Below are 15151 nucleotides of genomic sequence, written 5' to 3' on the forward strand. Positions count from 1 at the left end.
CCGCTCCAGGGGGATGGCGGTGAACGAAGCCAGAGAACCATCCAAGGTCGTCAGCCTCAGCCAGCGGCTGGATCCCGCCAGCCCGCGGGTCGGCGAGCTGCTGAACACCGTGCGCACCGTGGCCGCGCAACGCCTGCAGCAGTCGCTCGGCAACCTGTTCGAGCACGTCGACGACGCCCTCTTCGACCTCGCCGAGAAGGCCGAGAACAACGCCGCGCAGATGCACTACTTCGACGGCATGCGCGAAGTGCGCAAGCGCCGCCCGGCGGTCGAGCGCAGCTACCTGGCCCAGGTTTCCCGCGAGCTGTCCCACCTGGCCGGCCCGCAGCGGCCCAATCCGGCCCAGGCCGCACCGGCCGGCGGCATCGAGCTGTCGCTGGTGGCCGACAACGAACTGGAAGAGTCGCTGGCGATCACCAGCATGGTAAGCAAGAACGAGAGCCGGCTGGCGCGCGAGCTGTTCGCGGTGAACCAGCGGCTGTCGGTGATCTGCGGCGGCATCAAGATCGACGAGACCGGCAACCCGCTCGGCCCCGCCGCGCTGGCGCAGGCCTTCCGCCAGGCGCTGCGCGAGTTGAGCGCCGACATGCGCGTGAAGCTCATCATCTACAAGCTGTTCGACCGCTACGTGCTGGCCACGCTCGACGAGCTGTATCAGGCCGTCAACGCCGAGCTGATCCGGGCCGGCGTGCTGCCGCAGCTGCGCCACGAGGTCGCGCGCGGCCCCGGGCAGGCGGCGCGCGCCGTCGCCGACGTGGCCGCCGCGCTCGACGCCGGCCAGGCCAGCGGCGACGAGGTCGCCTTCTCCGACGACCTGCTGCAGACGCTGCGCCAGCTGTTCCATGCCCGCCGCGGCCAGCCCATCGACGGCGGCGCCGCCATGCCGATGGGCACCTCGCCGGTTGCCGCGCCCACCGCCCACGAGCTGCTTGGCGCCCTCAGCGTGCTGCAGAGCCAGCTTGTCGGCAGCGGCCCGCTGCCGGTGCAGAACCAGCCGGTCGACGTCGCCGGGCTCGGCGAGCAGGTGGCGCAACTCAAGAACCAGCTGATGCGCCAGCTCGGTGCCCTGCGCGGCGAGCGCCCCGGCCAGGTCGCCAGCGTCGACGAGGACACCATCGACCTGGTCGGCATGCTGTTCGAGTTCATCCTGACCGACCGCAACCTGCCCGCCGAGATGCAGGCCATGCTGGCGCGGCTGCAGATTCCCTACCTCAAGGCGGCGATCCTCGACCGGCGCCTGTTCGCCCACCGCCAGCACCCGGCGCGCCGCCTGCTGGACGGCCTCGCCGACATGGCCAAGAGCTGGTCGGCGGAGGCCGACCGCGACCACCGCGTGCACGACAAGGTGAAGTCCATCGTCGACCAGCTGCTGCACGACTTCGACGACGATCTCGGCATCTTCGAGCGGCTCAACAATGACCTGCAGGCCTTCCAGGAGCAGAGCCACAAGCGCGCCGAGCTGGCCGAGCAGCGCGTGGCCGAATCCACCCGCGGCCGCGAGCGCCTGGAGCAGGCGCGCCGCCGCGCCGCGCGCGAGATCGTCGACCGCATCGGCGAGCAGACGCTGCCGCCGCTGATCCACGGCGTGCTGGCCCGCGCCTGGGCCAACTACATGGTGCTGACGATCCTGCGCCAGGGCGAGGACTCGGCCGAGTACGCCGGCGCGCTGCGCTTCGTCAACGAGTTCATCGCCAGCGCCCAGCCGGCGCGCGACGCGGAAAGCCGCCGCACGCTGCGCCAGATGCTGCCCGGCATCGAGCGCGCGCTGCGCCGCGGCCTGACCCAGGTGGCCTTCCAGGACCACGACATCGACCGCCTGCTCGGCCAGCTCTACGTCTACTACCGCCAGCAGCTCGGCGATCCGGTGGAGGCGACGCCCTCCGTCGAAGACGCCGCGCCGCTGATTCCCGAAAGCATCCAGCCGATCGTCGAGCGGGACGCCCCGGTGCGCGAATCCGACCAGCAGGAAACGCTGGCGGTGCCGCCGCCGGACATCCCCGAACTCGAGGTGGTGCTGGCGCTCAAGCCCGGCACCTGGCTGGAATTCACCCCCACCGGCGGCCACAGCGAGCGCGCCAAGCTGTCGTGGATCAGTCCGATGAGCGGGCGCTACCTGTTCGTCAACCGGCGCGGCCTCAAGGTCGCCGACTACGCGCCGCAGGAGCTGGCCGCCTCGCTCGCGGCCGGCAGCGCGTGCGTGCTCGCCTCCGAGCCGCTGTTCGATCGCGCCATGCACGCCATCGTGGGCCGCCTGAGCCAGGCCGCGCCGTCCCCTCCGGACAACGCATGACCGCTGGTGCTGGACTGAATCCGCCCGATCCCGCCCTGATCGACGCCGACGTCGAGCGCGCCTTCGCCGAGGACCTCGGCAGCGGCGACGTCACCGCCGACCTGCTCCCCGCGGACGCCACCGCCGAGGCTACCCTCACCTGCCGCGAGCCGGCGGTGATCGCCGGCATCCCGTGGTTCGAGGCCTGCTTCCGCAAGCTCGACCCCGCCGTGGCGATCCACTGGCAGCAGGTGCACGACGGCAGCCGCGTGGCCGCCGGCGCCGTGATCTGCCGGCTGCGCGGGCGTGCCCGAGCCCTGGTCAGCGCGGAACGCAGCGCGCTCAACTTCCTGCAGCTGCTCTCCGCCACCGCCACCGCGGCCGCCGCCTACGCCGACGCGATGGCCGGCACCGGCGTGCACGTGCTCGACACCCGCAAGACCCTGCCCGGCCTGCGCCTGGCGCAGAAGTACGCGGTGCGCTGCGGCGGCGGGTACAACCACCGCATCGGCCTGTACGACGCGATCCTGGTCAAGGAAAACCACATCGCCGCCGCCGGCGGCATCGCCGCCGCGGTGGCGGCCGCGCGGCAGCGCCATCCGCAGCTGCTGCTCGAAGTGGAGGTGGAGAACCTCGACGAACTGCGGCAGGCGCTGGATGCCGGCGTCGACCGCATCATGCTGGACAACTTCACCCTGCCGCTGATGCGCGAGGCGGTCGCGATCACCGCCGGCCGCGTGCCACTGGAGGTTTCCGGCAACGTCGACCTGGCCGGCATCGGCGAGCTGGCGCGCACCGGCGTGGACTTCATCTCGGTCGGTGCGCTGACCAAGCACGTGCGCGCGATCGACCTGTCGTTGCGGCTGCAGCTCGACTGAGCACCCGTTGGCGCCACCTTGCCATCCGCAGGCGAGGCGCACGACAACGAAGCGCGCGGCAACGAAGAACGGGGGCTCGCCTCTCCACCGCGGCGGGCCCTGCCCACGCTCGCGGCTCCCCATTCCCGCCCTGCCGCCTCGCGCTTGCGGCCCGTCGCAGCCGCCTACACACTGCGGACATGAACCGACCGATCGACCTGTTCCTGTTGCTGGCGCTGGCCGTCATCGGCGCGCTGTGGCTGAGCCTCAGCCGCGCCCGCGAGCGCGCGCTGGCCGAAGCGCGCCGGCAATGCCGCCGGCACGGCCTGCAATTGCTGGACGAGACCATCGGCCTGCGCGGCCTGCGCCTGCGCCGCCTCGACGGCCGCCTGACGCTGGAACGCTGCTACGGCTTCGAGGTCAGCCTCAACGGCGACGATCGCCAGGCCGGGCGCCTGTGGATGGTCGGCGAGCGGACCAGCGGACTGAGCCTGCCCACGCTCGACGACAAGGTCCTGCCGGCACCGTCGGAAGAACAACGGCCGGCCGCCGCCGCACCCGCGCCACTGCCGAGCAACGTGATTCCGCTGCGCCGGCCGCCGCGCGACCGGCTGCACTAGGAGCCGGCCCGGACGCTCCGGATCGCCCTCCTGCCACATGCAGGCGAAGGAACCCAGGCAGAAGGACGGCTACTGGTATTCGGCCCGGCCCGGGCCGTTCACCGGCCCAGTCCGCGCCAAAGCCGCCGAGGCCACGCAGCAAGGCGCAGCAGGCCCGCGACAGCAACGCTACTTCACCACCCGCAGGTGCGGCGCGCCACGCTGCGGCCGCGGGCCGTCCTCGTCCTTGCCCTCGGGCGGCGACGGCGGCGGCGTATCGTCCGACGGCGGCGGCGCGTCGCCCTCCTCGGCGGGGAACATCATGCCCTGGCCGTTCTCCTGCGCGTACAGCGCGAGCACGGCGCGGATGGGAATGTGGATGGCATGGCTGACGCCCGAGAAGCGCGCCTGGAAACCGATCCGCTCGTTGCCGAGGTCGAGGTTGGCCACCGCCCGCATGGCGATGTTGAGCACCACCTGGCCGTTCTTGATCACGTGCGGCGGCACCCGCACGCCCTCGGCGGTGGCGTCCACCAGCAGGTAGGGCGTGAGTCCGTTGTCGCTGATCCAATCGTAGATCGCCCGCAGCAGGTACGGACGGTTGGAGGTCATCGGAATCGGGTTGTCACTACTCATCATTACGACCGCATAGCCTTCTCTTCGGCAGTCAAGCTGCGCACATAGCCCTGACTATGGAACAGCCGCTCGCCATAGTCGAGAATGGGCTTGCCCTCGCGCCCCAGCTCGATGCCCAGCCACGGCAGCCGCCACACCACCGGCGCCACCAGGCAATCGGCCAGGCTCATCTCGGGGTTGAGGAAGAATTTCGACGCCTTGAACAGCGGCAGCGAGGCCAGCAGCTGCTCGCGCAGCCGCCGGCGCGCCGCCTCCGCCGGGCGGCCGCCGGCGCGGATCGTCTCCACCTCGGGCAGCCAGTCGTACTCGATGCGCACCGCGGCCAGCCGCAGGCGGGCGCGCGAGATCGGGTCGATCGGCATCAGCGGCGGATGCGGGTAGCGCTCGTCGAGGTACTCGCACACCACCGCGGTGTCGTACAGCGTAAGGTCGCGGTCGACCAGGGTCGGCACGGTGCCGTAGGGGTTGAGGTCGATGAGGTCCTCGGGCGGATCGCCCGGCTCGACCGTCACCCGGTCGTAGGCAACGCCCTTGGCGGCCAGCACCAGCCGCACCCGGTGGCTCTGGATGTCGTCGGCCCCGGTGTACAGGGTCAGTACGGTACGCGAACGCGCGCTTTGGACCATGCACGACTCCCCATCGGCTTGCTAGGACAAGGCCGCGGTGGATCCGCCGCGCGGCACGGCCGGAAGCCACGCCCTAGTGGACGTCCTTCCAGTATTCCCGCTTGAGCGCGTAGGCCAGCAAGGTGAACCCGACCAGGAACAGCAGCACCCAGATGCCGTAGCGGTGACGTTGCAGCGCGGCCGGCTCCGAGACGTATTCCAGGAAGGCGGTGAGGTCGCGCGCGGCGCGCTGGTATTCGGCCAGCGAAAGCTTGCCCGGCTGCGCCATCGACAGCCGGTCGATCTCCTCGCTGCCCGGCTGGCGCACCGCCACCTGCACGCCCTGCAGCTCCCACAGCGGGAACGGCATGGAGGCGTTCGGGAAGATGCGGTTGTTCCAGCCCACGGGGCGGGTCGGGTCGAGGTAGAAGCCGTTGAGGTAGGCATAGACCCAGTCGGCGGTCTTGGCCCGCACCTCCAGCGAGAGATCGGGCGGCGCCTTGCCGAACCACTGCTGGGCGAGGTCCGCCGGCATGTGCGACACCACCGGGTCCTGGAACTTGGCGCCGGTGAAGTTGAGGTTGTCCATCACCTCCTGCTCGCCGAGGCCGAGATCCTCCGCGATGCGCGAGTAGCGCGCGTACTTGATGGAGTGGCAACCCACGCAGTAGTTGAAGAACAGCCGCGCGCCCCGCTGCAGCGAGGCGCGGTCGCCGACGTTGGTGCCCGCCGGCGGCAGCGCGCCTTCCTCGGCGGCCCGCAGCGTTCGGCTGCCGGCCAGCAGGCCGAACGCCAGCACGATCGAGAGAAGGGCTCGCTTAGTCATGCGTCGTCACCCGTTCCGGTACCGGCTTGGTGGTCTCCCAGCCCAGGCGGGTGTACAGGCCCAGGAACAGGAAGTAGCCGAAGTAGAGCAACGCCATCAGGCGGCCGAAGAGGTTCTCCCACACCGTCACGTCGGCATGCGGGAACCAGGCCGGGATCGCCTCCGCGGTCACGCCCATGCCGACCAGGGCCAGGCCGAAGAAGGACAGCACGAACAGGCCGAGCGCCACCTTGAAGCCGGTGCCGCGATAGCGGATCGAGCGCACCTTGCCGGCGTCGATCCACGGCATCAGGAACAAGAGCGCGATGGCCCCGAACATGCCGATCACGCCCCAGATCGCCGTGCCGAAGAAGGACGGGACCATGCGCAAAATCGCGTAGAACGGGGTGAAGTACCACACCGGCTTGATGTGCAGGGGCGTGGCCAGGTTGTTGGCCGGGACGAAGTTGTCGTGCTCCAGGAACCAACCGCCGAAGGTCGGCTCGAAGAACACGATGAAGGCCGCCACGATCAGGAAGAAGCCGACGCCCGAGAGGTCCTTCACCGTGTAGTACGGGTGGAACGGGATGCCGTCCGCCGGCTTGTCCGCGCCCCAGCGGCTACCCTTGGGGCCGTGCTTGACGTCGACGCCGTCCGGGTTGTTCGAGCCCACCTCGTGCAGCGCGGCCAGGTGCAGCACGACCAGCAGCAGCAGCACCAGCGGCAGCGCGATCACGTGCAGGGCGAAGAAGCGGTTGAGGGTGGCGTCGGCCGGCAGGTAGTCGCCCATGATCCACTCGACCAGGCTGCCGCCGATGACGGGGATGGTGCCGAACAGCGAGATGATCACCTTGGCGCCCCAGAACGACATGTTGCCCCACGGCAGCACGTAGCCCATGAAGGCCTCGGCCATCAGCACCAGGAAGATCAGCATGCCGAGGATCCACACCAGCTCGCGCGGCTTCTGGTACGAGCCGTACATCAGGCCGCGGAACATGTGCAGGAACACCACCACGAAGAACAGCGAGGCGCCGGTGGAGTGCATGTAGCGGATCAGCCAGCCCCACTCCACGTCGCGCATGATGTACTCGACCGAGTCGAAGGCTTCCGCCGCGCTCGTCTTGTAGTTCATGGTGAGGAAGATGCCGGTGAGTATCTGGTTGACCAGCACCAGCAGGGCGAGCGAGCCGAAGTAGTACCAGAGGTTGAAGTTCTTCGGCGCGTAGTACTCGGTGACGTGCTTGCGGTAGACCGGCGCCAGGCCCGGCGCCCGCTCGGTGAACCATGCGCCGAGGCGCGAGAACACGGTAGCCATCAGCCGGCCTCCTTCGGATCCACGCCGATCTGGATGGTGTGGTCGTCCACGAAGTGGTACTTGGGAACCTCCAGGTTCTTCGGCGCCGGCACGCCGGCGAACACGCGCCCGGCCATGTCGTAGCGGGACTTGTGGCAGGGGCAGTAGAAGCCGCCCCTCCAGTCCGGGTCGAAGGGCTCGGCGCCGACCTTGGGCACGAAGTCCGGCACGCAACCCAGGTGCGTGCAGATGCCGATCACCACCAGCCACTCGGGCTTGATCGAGCGGGTCTCGTTCTGCGCGTACGCCGGCTGCTGGCCGGCGGACACGCGGTCGGACTTGGGGTCGGCCAGCCGGCCGTCCACGCCCGGCAGGGCGTCGAGCTGGGCCTTGCTGCGATTGACGATGAACACCGGCAGGCTGCGCCACGCCACGGTGAGCTTCTGCCCCGGCTCGATCTTGCTGATGTCCACGGTGACCGGGGCACCGGCGGCCCTGGCTCGCGCGCTGGGCTCCCACGACTTGATGAAAGGCACAGCTGCCGCGACGACTCCCACTCCGCCGACCACGCTGGTGGTCACTGTAAGGAAGCGGCGTCGGCCGTGATCGACGACTTCATTCACCATCAGGCTCTCCGGTACTTGCAACGCCATTGAGACGGGAATAATTCGAATCGGTGGGAGAAATCGCTTTTCCGGCCCTGCAAAAATTGCGTTAGTGTAGCCTCAGGACCAGGCCCGTACAATCGAGTACGCAAGGGCTGAGCCTTCGCATCCACCCACCCTGCGGGCTTGCTTCCGGACGCATCGCCCGCGCCTGGCCACGAAGATTTCCGTATCTATGAAAGACGCCGCCGGCATGCTCGCCTTCGTCGCCCGCTTCGTGGTCGTCGGCCTGGCGGTGGCCTTCGTGATAGGGCTCATCTGGCCCGCCAGCGGCGACCGCCTGCGCGAACGCTTCGGCCTCAAGCCGACCGTGCAACAGGTCGCCGCGCCGGCGCCCGCGCCCGCGCCGCACGCCACCACCTCCTATGCCGATGCGGTGGCGAAGGCCGCCCCCTCGGTGGTGAACATCTACGCCAACCGCATGGTGACCGAGCAGGCGGTGCGCATGTACTCCGACCCGCTGATGCAGCGCCTGTTCGGCGGCGTACCCACCGGCCCGGCCTACAAGCGCCCGCAGCAGGTGCTCGGCTCCGGCGTGATCGTGAGTGCGGAGGGCTACGTGCTCACCAACAACCACGTGATCGCCAACGCCGACGACATCCAGGTGCTGCTCTACGACGGCCGCGTCGCCAAGGCCACCCTGGTCGGCGCCGACGAGGAGACCGACCTCGCCGTGCTCAAGATCGAGGGCGGCAGCCTGCCGGTGATCCACATCGCCGCGCTGCCGCCGCGCGCCGGCGACGTGGTGCTGGCGATCGGCAACCCGCTCGGCCTCAACCAGACCGTGACTATGGGCATCGTCAGCGCCATCGGCCGCCAGCTCGACAGCAGCAGCCCGGAGGACTTCATCCAGACCGACGCGGCGATCAACCTGGGCAACTCCGGCGGCGCGCTGGTCAACCCGGCCGGCGAGTTGGTGGGCATCAACACCCTGCTGATCGGCAAGGCCGCCAACGCCGAGGGCATCGGCTTCGCCATCCCCGTGGCCAGTGCCAAGAAGGTGCTGGACCAGCTGATCGCCACCGGCCACGTGGTGCGCGGCTGGCTGGGCGCGGACTACGCCTTCGTGCCGATCGCCGCCGACAGCGGCCTGCCCGCCGCCGCGCGCGGGGCCCAGGTCACCGACGTCTACCCCGGCGGCCCGGCCGCGCAGGCGGGTTTGCAGGCACACGACATCCTGCTGCGCATCGGCGACCACGACATCCGCGATCCCGCCGACCTGCGCCGCTACGAGGCGGACCTCAAGCCGGGCAGCACGGTGCAGGTGTCGGGGCTGCGCAACGGCAGCCCGTTCCGGCTGGAGTCGAAGGTGACGCAGCGGCCACTGCTGTCGCCCGCCTCCGCGGCGGCCGGCTGACCCGGCGGACAAGCCGCTACGGCGCCCCGACCGCACCATGCACCGCGGCGGCAGCGACGGCGGCGCGCACCGCCTCGCGGTAGCGCCGGTGCAGCACGCCCACGCGCTCCACGTACACCTGCGTCTCGGCATAGGGCGGCACGCCACGGTAGCGCTGCACCGCCGCCGGCCCCGCGTTGTAGGCCGCCGTGGCCAGCCGCTCGTCGCCGTTGAAGTTCTTGAGCAGCAGGGCGAGGTAGCGCGCGCCGCCACGGATGTTCTGGTCAGGGTCGAAGGCATCGGGCACGCCCATGTCGCTGGCGGTGGCCGGCATCAGCTGCATCAGGCCCTGGGCGCCCTTGAGCGACAGCGCGCGCGGGTTGAAGGCGCTTTCGGCGTGGATCACCGCGCGCAGGAAGGATTCGTCCACGCCGAACTCCGTGCTCGCCGCGTGAATCGCCTCGGCGAAGGAAGCGAAGTCCAGCCGCGTGCGGTTCCAGTCGATCGGCGAATGCAGGTTGCAGGCCATGCAGGTGGCGATGTAGCTGAAGAGCATGGTCACCGTCCTGCCGCGCTGCCCGGCCGGCTGCACGTTGGTGTATTCCACGCTGCCGTCGGCGTGCACCACGCGGTAGACCGCGCCGCGCAGCACGCGGTCGGCGCCGCCCGGCGCCGCGGGCGCCGCCGGCTCGATGGCGGCGGTCGATTCGTGGTAGCTCCATTGCCCCGGCGGCGCGGCGGGCAGCGGCGGCGCCAGCGCGTCGAGGCGGCGGGCGGTGGTTTCCACCGAAGCCTGCACGTCGGCGAACAGGCGCTGGCCTGATGCCGGCGGCAAGGGGCGCGCCGTCGTCTCCACCGAGCCTACCACCCGATCCAGCGACGCTGCCGCGGGGCGCGGCAGGAACGTGGCGCGATGGATCGGCGCACCATCGGGCACGCTCAGTCGCCGGCAATCGCTGTAGCCGGCCTTGCTGCTGCTGAACACGACCTCCCCGCCCGCGCCGGTGCAGCGGTACAGCGACGCGGCGTGGCCGGCGCGCGCCCACAGCACGGCGCCGAGCGCCACGCAACCGAACGCGATCCAGCGGAGGATCGGGCGGCGCGGGAAGGCCCCAGGCGGCGGGCCGACGCTTTCCCCTTGGCGTGCGGCGGCGGACATGGCGCGCAGTGTGCCGCCATGCCGCCGGCCGACTCAAGCGGAGGGCGCGGGTTTCGTGCGCCACGCCCGGCCGGCTCGCGCCGCGACCGCCGCAGCGGGGCCCCGCGATCCGCCATCGCCCGACGCCCCGGCCCTGTGGCCGATGCAAGTCCCTGATCTTCCAAGGCGCTTCACTGGCGACCCGGCGCAGGCGCGAGTAAACTGCAAGGTTCGGCTACGACAGCCCTTAACTTTCGGCGAACCCACGGTAATCCCACGCGCATGAGCGGCAAGCTTTTCATCAAGACCCACGGCTGCCAGATGAACGAGTACGACTCGACCAAGATGGCCGACGTGCTCAAGGCGTCCCACGGCCTTGAACTGACCCAGGACGAGTCCGAGGCGGACGTGATCCTGATCAACACCTGCTCGATCCGCGAGAAGGCGCAGGAGAAGGTGTTCAGCCAGCTCGGCCGCTGGAAGGAGCACAAGCAGGGCGGCAAGCAGGTAGTGATCGGCGTGGGCGGCTGCGTGGCCTCGCAGGAGGGCGAGGCGATCATCAAGCGCGCGCCGTTCGTGGACATCGTGTTCGGCCCGCAGACCCTGCACCGCCTGCCCGAGCTGATCGAGGCCAAGCGCGCCAGCGGCAAGGCCCAGGTGGACGTCTCCTTCCCCGAGATCGAAAAGTTCGACCAGCTGCCCGAGCCCCGCGCGGAAGGCCCCACCGCCTTCGTCTCGATCATGGAAGGCTGCTCCAAGTACTGCAGCTACTGTGTGGTGCCCTACACCCGCGGCACCGAGATCAGCCGCCCGTTCGACGACGTGCTGGTGGAGGTGGCCCAGCTCGCCGACCAGGGCGTGCGCGAGGTGACCCTGCTCGGCCAGAACGTCAACGCCTACCGCGGCCCCACCCACGACGGCGGCGAGGCGGACCTCGCCGTGCTGATCCACGCCATCGCGCAGATCGAAGGCATCGGCCGCATTCGCTTCACCACCTCGCATCCGCTGGAGTTCTCCGACTCGCTGATCGAGGCCTACGCCAGCTGCCCCAAGCTTGCCAACTTCCTGCACCTGCCGGTGCAGGCCGGCTCCGACCGCATCCTGGCCGCCATGAAGCGCGGCTACACCACGCTCGAGTTCAAGCAGAAGATCCGCAAGCTGCGCGCCGTGCGCCCGGACATCTGCATCAGCTCCGACTTCATCGTCGGCTTCCCCGGCGAGACCGAGGCGGACTTCGAGAAGACCATGCAGCTGATCGAGGACGTGGGCTTCGACCAGAGCTTCTCCTTCATCTTCTCCGCCCGCCCCGGCACGCCGGCGGCCAGCCTCGAGGACGACACCTCGGCGGAAGCCAAGCACGCGCGCCTGGCGCGCCTGCAGGCCAGGCTCAACGACAACGCCCGCGCCATCAACGAGGCGATGGTCGGCACCGTGCAGCGCGTGCTGGTGGAGAAGCCCAGCAAGAAGAACGCGAACGAGCTCACCGGCCGCACCGAGAACATGCGCTTCGTGAACTTTCCCGCCCCCTCCCGCCTGATCGGCCAGTTCGTCGACGTGGTGATCACCGAGGCCATGAGCAACTCGCTGCGTGGCCGCATCCATCTCGCCGACGAGGCCGCCGCCTGAATACCGCCCCTAACGCACCGATGAACGACGGCCTCAACCAGCGCGACTTCACGCTCGACCCGGAAGACAACGCCCGCCTCGCCAACCTGTGCGGGCCGTTCGACGAGCACCTGCGCCAGGTGGAACTGCGCCTGGGCGTGGAGATCAACCATCGCGGCAACCTGTTCCAGGTGATCGGCGAGGACGCCGCCACACGCGCCGCCGAGAAGGTGCTGCGCGCGCTCTACCAGGCCACCGAAGAGGAACCCTTGAACGGCGCCATGATCAACCTGCAGCTGGGCGAGTCCGGCATCGACGCCATCGCCGAGGAACTGGCCGAGGGCGCGCAGGAGGTGGTGATCAAGGTCAAGCGCGGCGTGATCAAGGGCCGCGGCCCCAACCAGGCGCGCTACCTGCACGCCATCACCACCCACGACATCAACTTCGGCGTGGGCCCGGCCGGCACCGGCAAGACCTACCTCGCGGTGGCGAGCGCGGTGGAGGCGCTGGAAGCCAACCGCGTGCAGCGCCTGCTGCTGGTGCGCCCGGCGGTGGAGGCCGGCGAGAAGCTCGGCTTCCTGCCCGGCGACCTCTCGCAGAAGGTGGACCCGTACCTGCGCCCGTTGTACGACGCCCTGTACGAGATGCTCGGCTTCGAGAAGGTGGCCAAGCTGATCGAGCGCAACGTGATCGAGATCGCGCCGCTCGCGTACATGCGCGGGCGCACCTTGAACGACTCCTACGTGATTCTCGACGAGGCGCAGAACACCACCGTCGAGCAGATGAAGATGTTCCTGACCCGCATCGGCTTCGGCTCGGTGGCGGTGATCACCGGCGACGTCAGCCAGATCGACCTGCCCCGCCACGTGCGCTCGGGCCTGCGCCACGCGGTGGAAGTGCTGCGCGGCGTGGACGGCATCAGCTTCACCTTCTTCACCTCCCGCGACGTGGTGCGCCACCCGCTGGTGGCGAAGATCGTGCGCGCCTACGAGGCGTTCGAGGACGCCGGGAATCGGGAGTCGGAAGCCGGGCATAGCGAAAAGCGATCCGGCTGACTCCGCACGCCAACGCATTCCCCGCACGCATCCCAGGCTTCGCCATGCCGATTCCCGATTCTCGATTCCCGATTCCCGCCGTGCACCTCAGCTACGGCCTGCCCCGCGCGGGCCTGCCCGCCGCGGCCAGCTTCCGCCGGTGGGCGGAGGCCGCGCTGCGCGGCGCGAAGCGGCGCAGGCCGGCGGAACTGTCGATCCGCCTCGTCGACGCCGAAGAAGGGCGCGAGCTCAACCGCGCCTACCGCGGCAAGGACTACGCCACCAACGTGCTCTCCTTTCCCGCCGAGCTGCCGCCCGGTGTGAAGCTGCCGCTGATCGGCGACCTCGCCATCTGCGCCCCGGTGGTGGCCCGCGAGGCCGCCGAGCAGGGCAAGCCCGCCCGCCACCACTGGGCACACCTCACCGTGCACGGCGTGCTGCACCTGCTCGGCTATGACCACATCGTGGAGGCCGAGGCCGAGGCGATGGAGGCGCTGGAGACGCGCATCCTCGCCGGGCTGGGCATTGCGGACCCCTATACGCTGCCCCAGGACGTCTAGACGTCCGGACGCCCCTTTGCGCCGCGGGCCGACGCGAGCCCTCGCCGGCCCCCCCCTGCCGCGGCGCCCCAAGCCCGCCGCACTGCCGCGGATGGCCCGCCTCCTGCGCCCCCGTGCGATCAAGCGCTTATCCCGCCTTGCTTGCTGCAAAGTGTCAACGCGGCGTAGGGGCTGCGTGAAATTCATTCATTTTCCAAACCAAAATCTAACCGCGCGCCGCGGCTGACACGATTCAAGACAGCCGACATTCATCGCCAGCCGTCTATTCCTTCCCCGTCCGGTCGTTGACGCATCGCATCAACTGGAACCGTCTCCACCGACCACCCCCGCGGCACGTAAGCCCACCCGTGCGCACCGGACGCCGCAACTCCATCGCTCATCTTCCGTAGAAGAAGATGCGGTCCCCTGCCCCGCGACAGCGAGGCGGCGAAGGCGTCCGCGCGACGTCATACGACAGAGGCGAAAGACCGTGAAAACCGAGCTGCTCCCCACCGAACGCCTGGCTCCGGCCCCGCCCCCCGTCGAGGTCAAGCGGGACAAGAAGTCCGCGCTGGCACACCTGCCCCGCCTGGCCGGCTACGCGCTGGCGGCCTTCGTCGCCTGGCTGCTGTTCTCCACCCTGTTCCGGCCCTGGGTTTCCACCAGCGCGACCCGCGCCATCCTCGACGCGCCGGCGATCCTGATCACCACGCCGATCAGCGGCACCGTCACCGCCGTCGAAGCGCAGAACGGGCAGCCCATTACGCCCGGCCAGACCGTCGCCGTGGTGAAGAACACCACCGTGGCGCGCGACACGCTCACCACCCTGCTCACCCGCCGGCTCGAACTGCAGAGCCGCGCGGATGATCTTGCCCAGCGCATCCAGGCCGACCAGCGCACGCTCGATTATGCGAATGGCCAGTACCGGCAGTACCACGACGCCAGCCTGACCCAGCTGCGCAGCGCCAGCGCCTCGCTGCAGGCCCAGCAGGACGCCGCCGAATCGAAGGTCTCCGAACTGCGCACCAAGTACTGGCGCGCCGTGGGCCTGCAGCGCGACGGCGCGGTCAGTGCGGCCAGCGTGTCGTCGGCGCGCGCGCAGATGGAGGCGGCGGAGAACGAGGCCGACGCGCTCAGGCAGAGCGCGCGCAGCGCGAGCGCCGGCATCGCCGCCGCGCAGCGCGGCGTGTACGTGTCCTCCGGCCAGGAGAGCGGCAACCTGCTGCCCCAGCTGGCCCAGCGCCGCGAAGACCTGCAGAACAGCATCAAGAACGAACAGGCCCAGGCGCAGGCCATGAGCAGCCAGCTGGCCGATCTCAACCAGCTGATCGGGCAGGAGCAGAACCGCGTGCAGTCCCTTTCCGACTACACCATCAAGGCCTTCGCCCCCGGCACCGCGCAGGAGATCGTCGCGCCCGTCGGCACCCAGGTCACCGCCGGCGCCACCCTGGTGCGCGCCACCGATTGCAGCAAGGCCGGCGTGGTGGCGGTGTTCCCTGCCCGCATGGCCCCGCGCCTCAACCAGGGCACGGCCTTGCAGGTGCAGATCACCCAGCTCTCCAACCCGCTCTACGCCCATGTCACCCAGCTGCTGCCGACCGCGCCGGAGACCACCCAGAACGGCTACAGCGCGCCCTTCCCCTATGCCGAGGACGGCTCGGTCTACGCGCTCGCGCAGTGGGACCCGGGCACGCCCACGGACCTCAGCGAGCGGCTCTGCACGCCCGGCCGCAGCGTGATGGCGAGCCTGCGCTGACGCCCCGAAGGAG

Annotated in this window: 14 protein-coding genes; 8 read left to right on the plus strand and 6 right to left on the minus strand. The window is 69.9% G+C overall.

Translation table 11 applies throughout. The features are described from left to right. The first annotated feature begins 19 nt into the window (after nt 1-19). The 3 genes from ACH65_RS06345 to ACH65_RS06355 all read left to right on the plus strand — a co-directional run bounded on the left by ACH65_RS06345 (nt 20) and on the right by ACH65_RS06355 (nt 3746). Nucleotides 20-2290 carry a DUF1631 domain-containing protein gene (locus tag ACH65_RS06345; protein ID WP_049621854.1) on the plus strand — a complete coding sequence of 757 codons (2271 nt, stop codon included), beginning with the start codon at nt 20-22 and terminating at the stop codon, nt 2288-2290. Next, the gene (gene nadC, locus ACH65_RS06350) at nt 2287-3147 is read left to right on the plus strand and encodes a carboxylating nicotinate-nucleotide diphosphorylase (protein WP_049621745.1); all 861 of its coding nucleotides are present in this window, start codon (nt 2287-2289) and stop codon (nt 3145-3147) included. The genes ACH65_RS06345 and nadC overlap by 4 nt, the downstream gene beginning before the upstream one ends. A gap of 179 nt (nt 3148-3326) precedes the next feature. Continuing rightward, nucleotides 3327-3746, plus strand: a complete 420-nt coding sequence (locus tag ACH65_RS06355; protein WP_049621746.1) for a DUF3301 domain-containing protein — start codon at nt 3327-3329, stop codon at nt 3744-3746. Nucleotides 3747-3914: 168 nt separating this feature from the next. On the opposite strand, the gene ACH65_RS06360 is transcribed toward ACH65_RS06355, so the two are convergent. From ACH65_RS06360 to petA, 5 genes are all read right to left on the minus strand, one after another. Beyond that, complete coding sequence (locus ACH65_RS06360) at nt 3915-4337, minus strand: ClpXP protease specificity-enhancing factor (RefSeq protein WP_049621747.1); 423 nt, start codon at nt 4335-4337, stop codon at nt 3915-3917. A 26-nt stretch (nt 4338-4363) separates the two neighbouring features. After that, nucleotides 4364-4987: a glutathione S-transferase N-terminal domain-containing protein gene (locus tag ACH65_RS06365; protein ID WP_049621748.1), complete on the minus strand. Its 624-nt coding sequence runs from the start codon at nt 4985-4987 to the stop codon at nt 4364-4366. Nucleotides 4988-5060: 73 nt separating this feature from the next. Next, nucleotides 5061-5792 carry a cytochrome c1 gene (locus ACH65_RS06370; protein ID WP_049621749.1) on the minus strand — a complete coding sequence of 244 codons (732 nt, stop codon included), beginning with the start codon at nt 5790-5792 and terminating at the stop codon, nt 5061-5063. Then, entirely contained in the window at nt 5785-7086 is a 1302-nt protein-coding gene (locus ACH65_RS06375) for a cytochrome b (protein ID WP_049621750.1), read from the minus strand. Before ACH65_RS06375 ends, ACH65_RS06370 begins: the two co-directional genes overlap by 8 nt. Then, the gene (gene petA / locus ACH65_RS06380) at nt 7086-7691 is read right to left on the minus strand and encodes a ubiquinol-cytochrome c reductase iron-sulfur subunit (protein WP_049621751.1); all 606 of its coding nucleotides are present in this window, start codon (nt 7689-7691) and stop codon (nt 7086-7088) included. The genes ACH65_RS06375 and petA overlap by 1 nt, the downstream gene beginning before the upstream one ends. A gap of 214 nt (nt 7692-7905) precedes the next feature. Here petA and ACH65_RS06385 point away from each other — a divergent pair, with 214 nt between their 5' ends. Continuing rightward, a complete protein-coding gene (locus ACH65_RS06385; protein ID WP_049621752.1) occupies nt 7906-9087 on the plus strand; it encodes a S1C family serine protease in 1182 nt (393 codons plus the stop codon). Between the two features lie 16 nt (nt 9088-9103). On the opposite strand, the gene ACH65_RS06390 is transcribed toward ACH65_RS06385, so the two are convergent. Continuing rightward, on the minus strand, nt 9104-10132 hold the full coding sequence (locus tag ACH65_RS06390) for a lytic transglycosylase domain-containing protein (RefSeq protein ID WP_237561460.1): 1029 nt from the start codon (nt 10130-10132) through the stop codon (nt 9104-9106). Between the two features lie 354 nt (nt 10133-10486). On the opposite strand from ACH65_RS06390, the gene miaB reads away from it, so the two are divergent. The 4 genes from miaB (at nt 10487) to ACH65_RS06410 (ending at nt 15138) form a co-directional block, all read left to right on the plus strand. Further along, entirely contained in the window at nt 10487-11830 is a 1344-nt protein-coding gene (gene miaB / locus ACH65_RS06395; protein WP_082190174.1) for a tRNA (N6-isopentenyl adenosine(37)-C2)-methylthiotransferase MiaB, read from the plus strand. A gap of 20 nt (nt 11831-11850) precedes the next feature. Next, nucleotides 11851-12864: a PhoH family protein gene (locus tag ACH65_RS06400; RefSeq protein WP_049621754.1), complete on the plus strand. Its 1014-nt coding sequence runs from the start codon at nt 11851-11853 to the stop codon at nt 12862-12864. Nucleotides 12865-12908: 44 nt separating this feature from the next. Then, nucleotides 12909-13403 (plus strand): rRNA maturation RNase YbeY, encoded by a 495-nt coding sequence (ybeY, locus tag ACH65_RS06405; protein WP_049621755.1) that lies wholly within the window; start codon nt 12909-12911, stop codon nt 13401-13403. A 469-nt stretch (nt 13404-13872) separates the two neighbouring features. Then, nucleotides 13873-15138 carry an HlyD family secretion protein gene (locus ACH65_RS06410; protein WP_049621756.1) on the plus strand — a complete coding sequence of 422 codons (1266 nt, stop codon included), beginning with the start codon at nt 13873-13875 and terminating at the stop codon, nt 15136-15138. Nucleotides 15139-15151 lie beyond the last annotated feature (13 nt).

The organism is Frateuria defendens (assembly GCF_001182895.1).
Classification (GTDB): domain Bacteria; phylum Pseudomonadota; class Gammaproteobacteria; order Xanthomonadales; family Rhodanobacteraceae; genus Frateuria_B; species Frateuria_B defendens.

What these genes read in the sequence shown, in the direction of transcription:
- ACH65_RS06360 (WP_049621747.1), bottom strand. Translation starts at nt 4,337, where the DNA reads ATGACCTCCAACCGTCCGTACCTGCTGCGGGCGATCTACGATTGGATC.
- ACH65_RS06370 (WP_049621749.1), bottom strand. Translation starts at nt 5,792, where the DNA reads ATGACTAAGCGAGCCCTTCTCTCGATCGTGCTGGCGTTCGGCCTGCTG.
- ybeY (WP_049621755.1), top strand. Translation starts at nt 12,909, where the DNA reads ATGCCGATTCCCGATTCTCGATTCCCGATTCCCGCCGTGCACCTCAGC.
- ACH65_RS06375 (WP_049621750.1), bottom strand. Translation starts at nt 7,086, where the DNA reads ATGGCTACCGTGTTCTCGCGCCTCGGCGCATGGTTCACCGAGCGGGCG.
- nadC (WP_049621745.1), top strand. Translation starts at nt 2,287, where the DNA reads ATGACCGCTGGTGCTGGACTGAATCCGCCCGATCCCGCCCTGATCGAC.
- ACH65_RS06385 (WP_049621752.1), top strand. Translation starts at nt 7,906, where the DNA reads ATGAAAGACGCCGCCGGCATGCTCGCCTTCGTCGCCCGCTTCGTGGTC.
- ACH65_RS06355 (WP_049621746.1), top strand. Translation starts at nt 3,327, where the DNA reads ATGAACCGACCGATCGACCTGTTCCTGTTGCTGGCGCTGGCCGTCATC.
- petA (WP_049621751.1), bottom strand. Translation starts at nt 7,691, where the DNA reads ATGGTGAATGAAGTCGTCGATCACGGCCGACGCCGCTTCCTTACAGTG.
- miaB (WP_082190174.1), top strand. Translation starts at nt 10,487, where the DNA reads ATGAGCGGCAAGCTTTTCATCAAGACCCACGGCTGCCAGATGAACGAG.
- ACH65_RS06365 (WP_049621748.1), bottom strand. Translation starts at nt 4,987, where the DNA reads ATGGTCCAAAGCGCGCGTTCGCGTACCGTACTGACCCTGTACACCGGG.
- ACH65_RS06400 (WP_049621754.1), top strand. Translation starts at nt 11,851, where the DNA reads ATGAACGACGGCCTCAACCAGCGCGACTTCACGCTCGACCCGGAAGAC.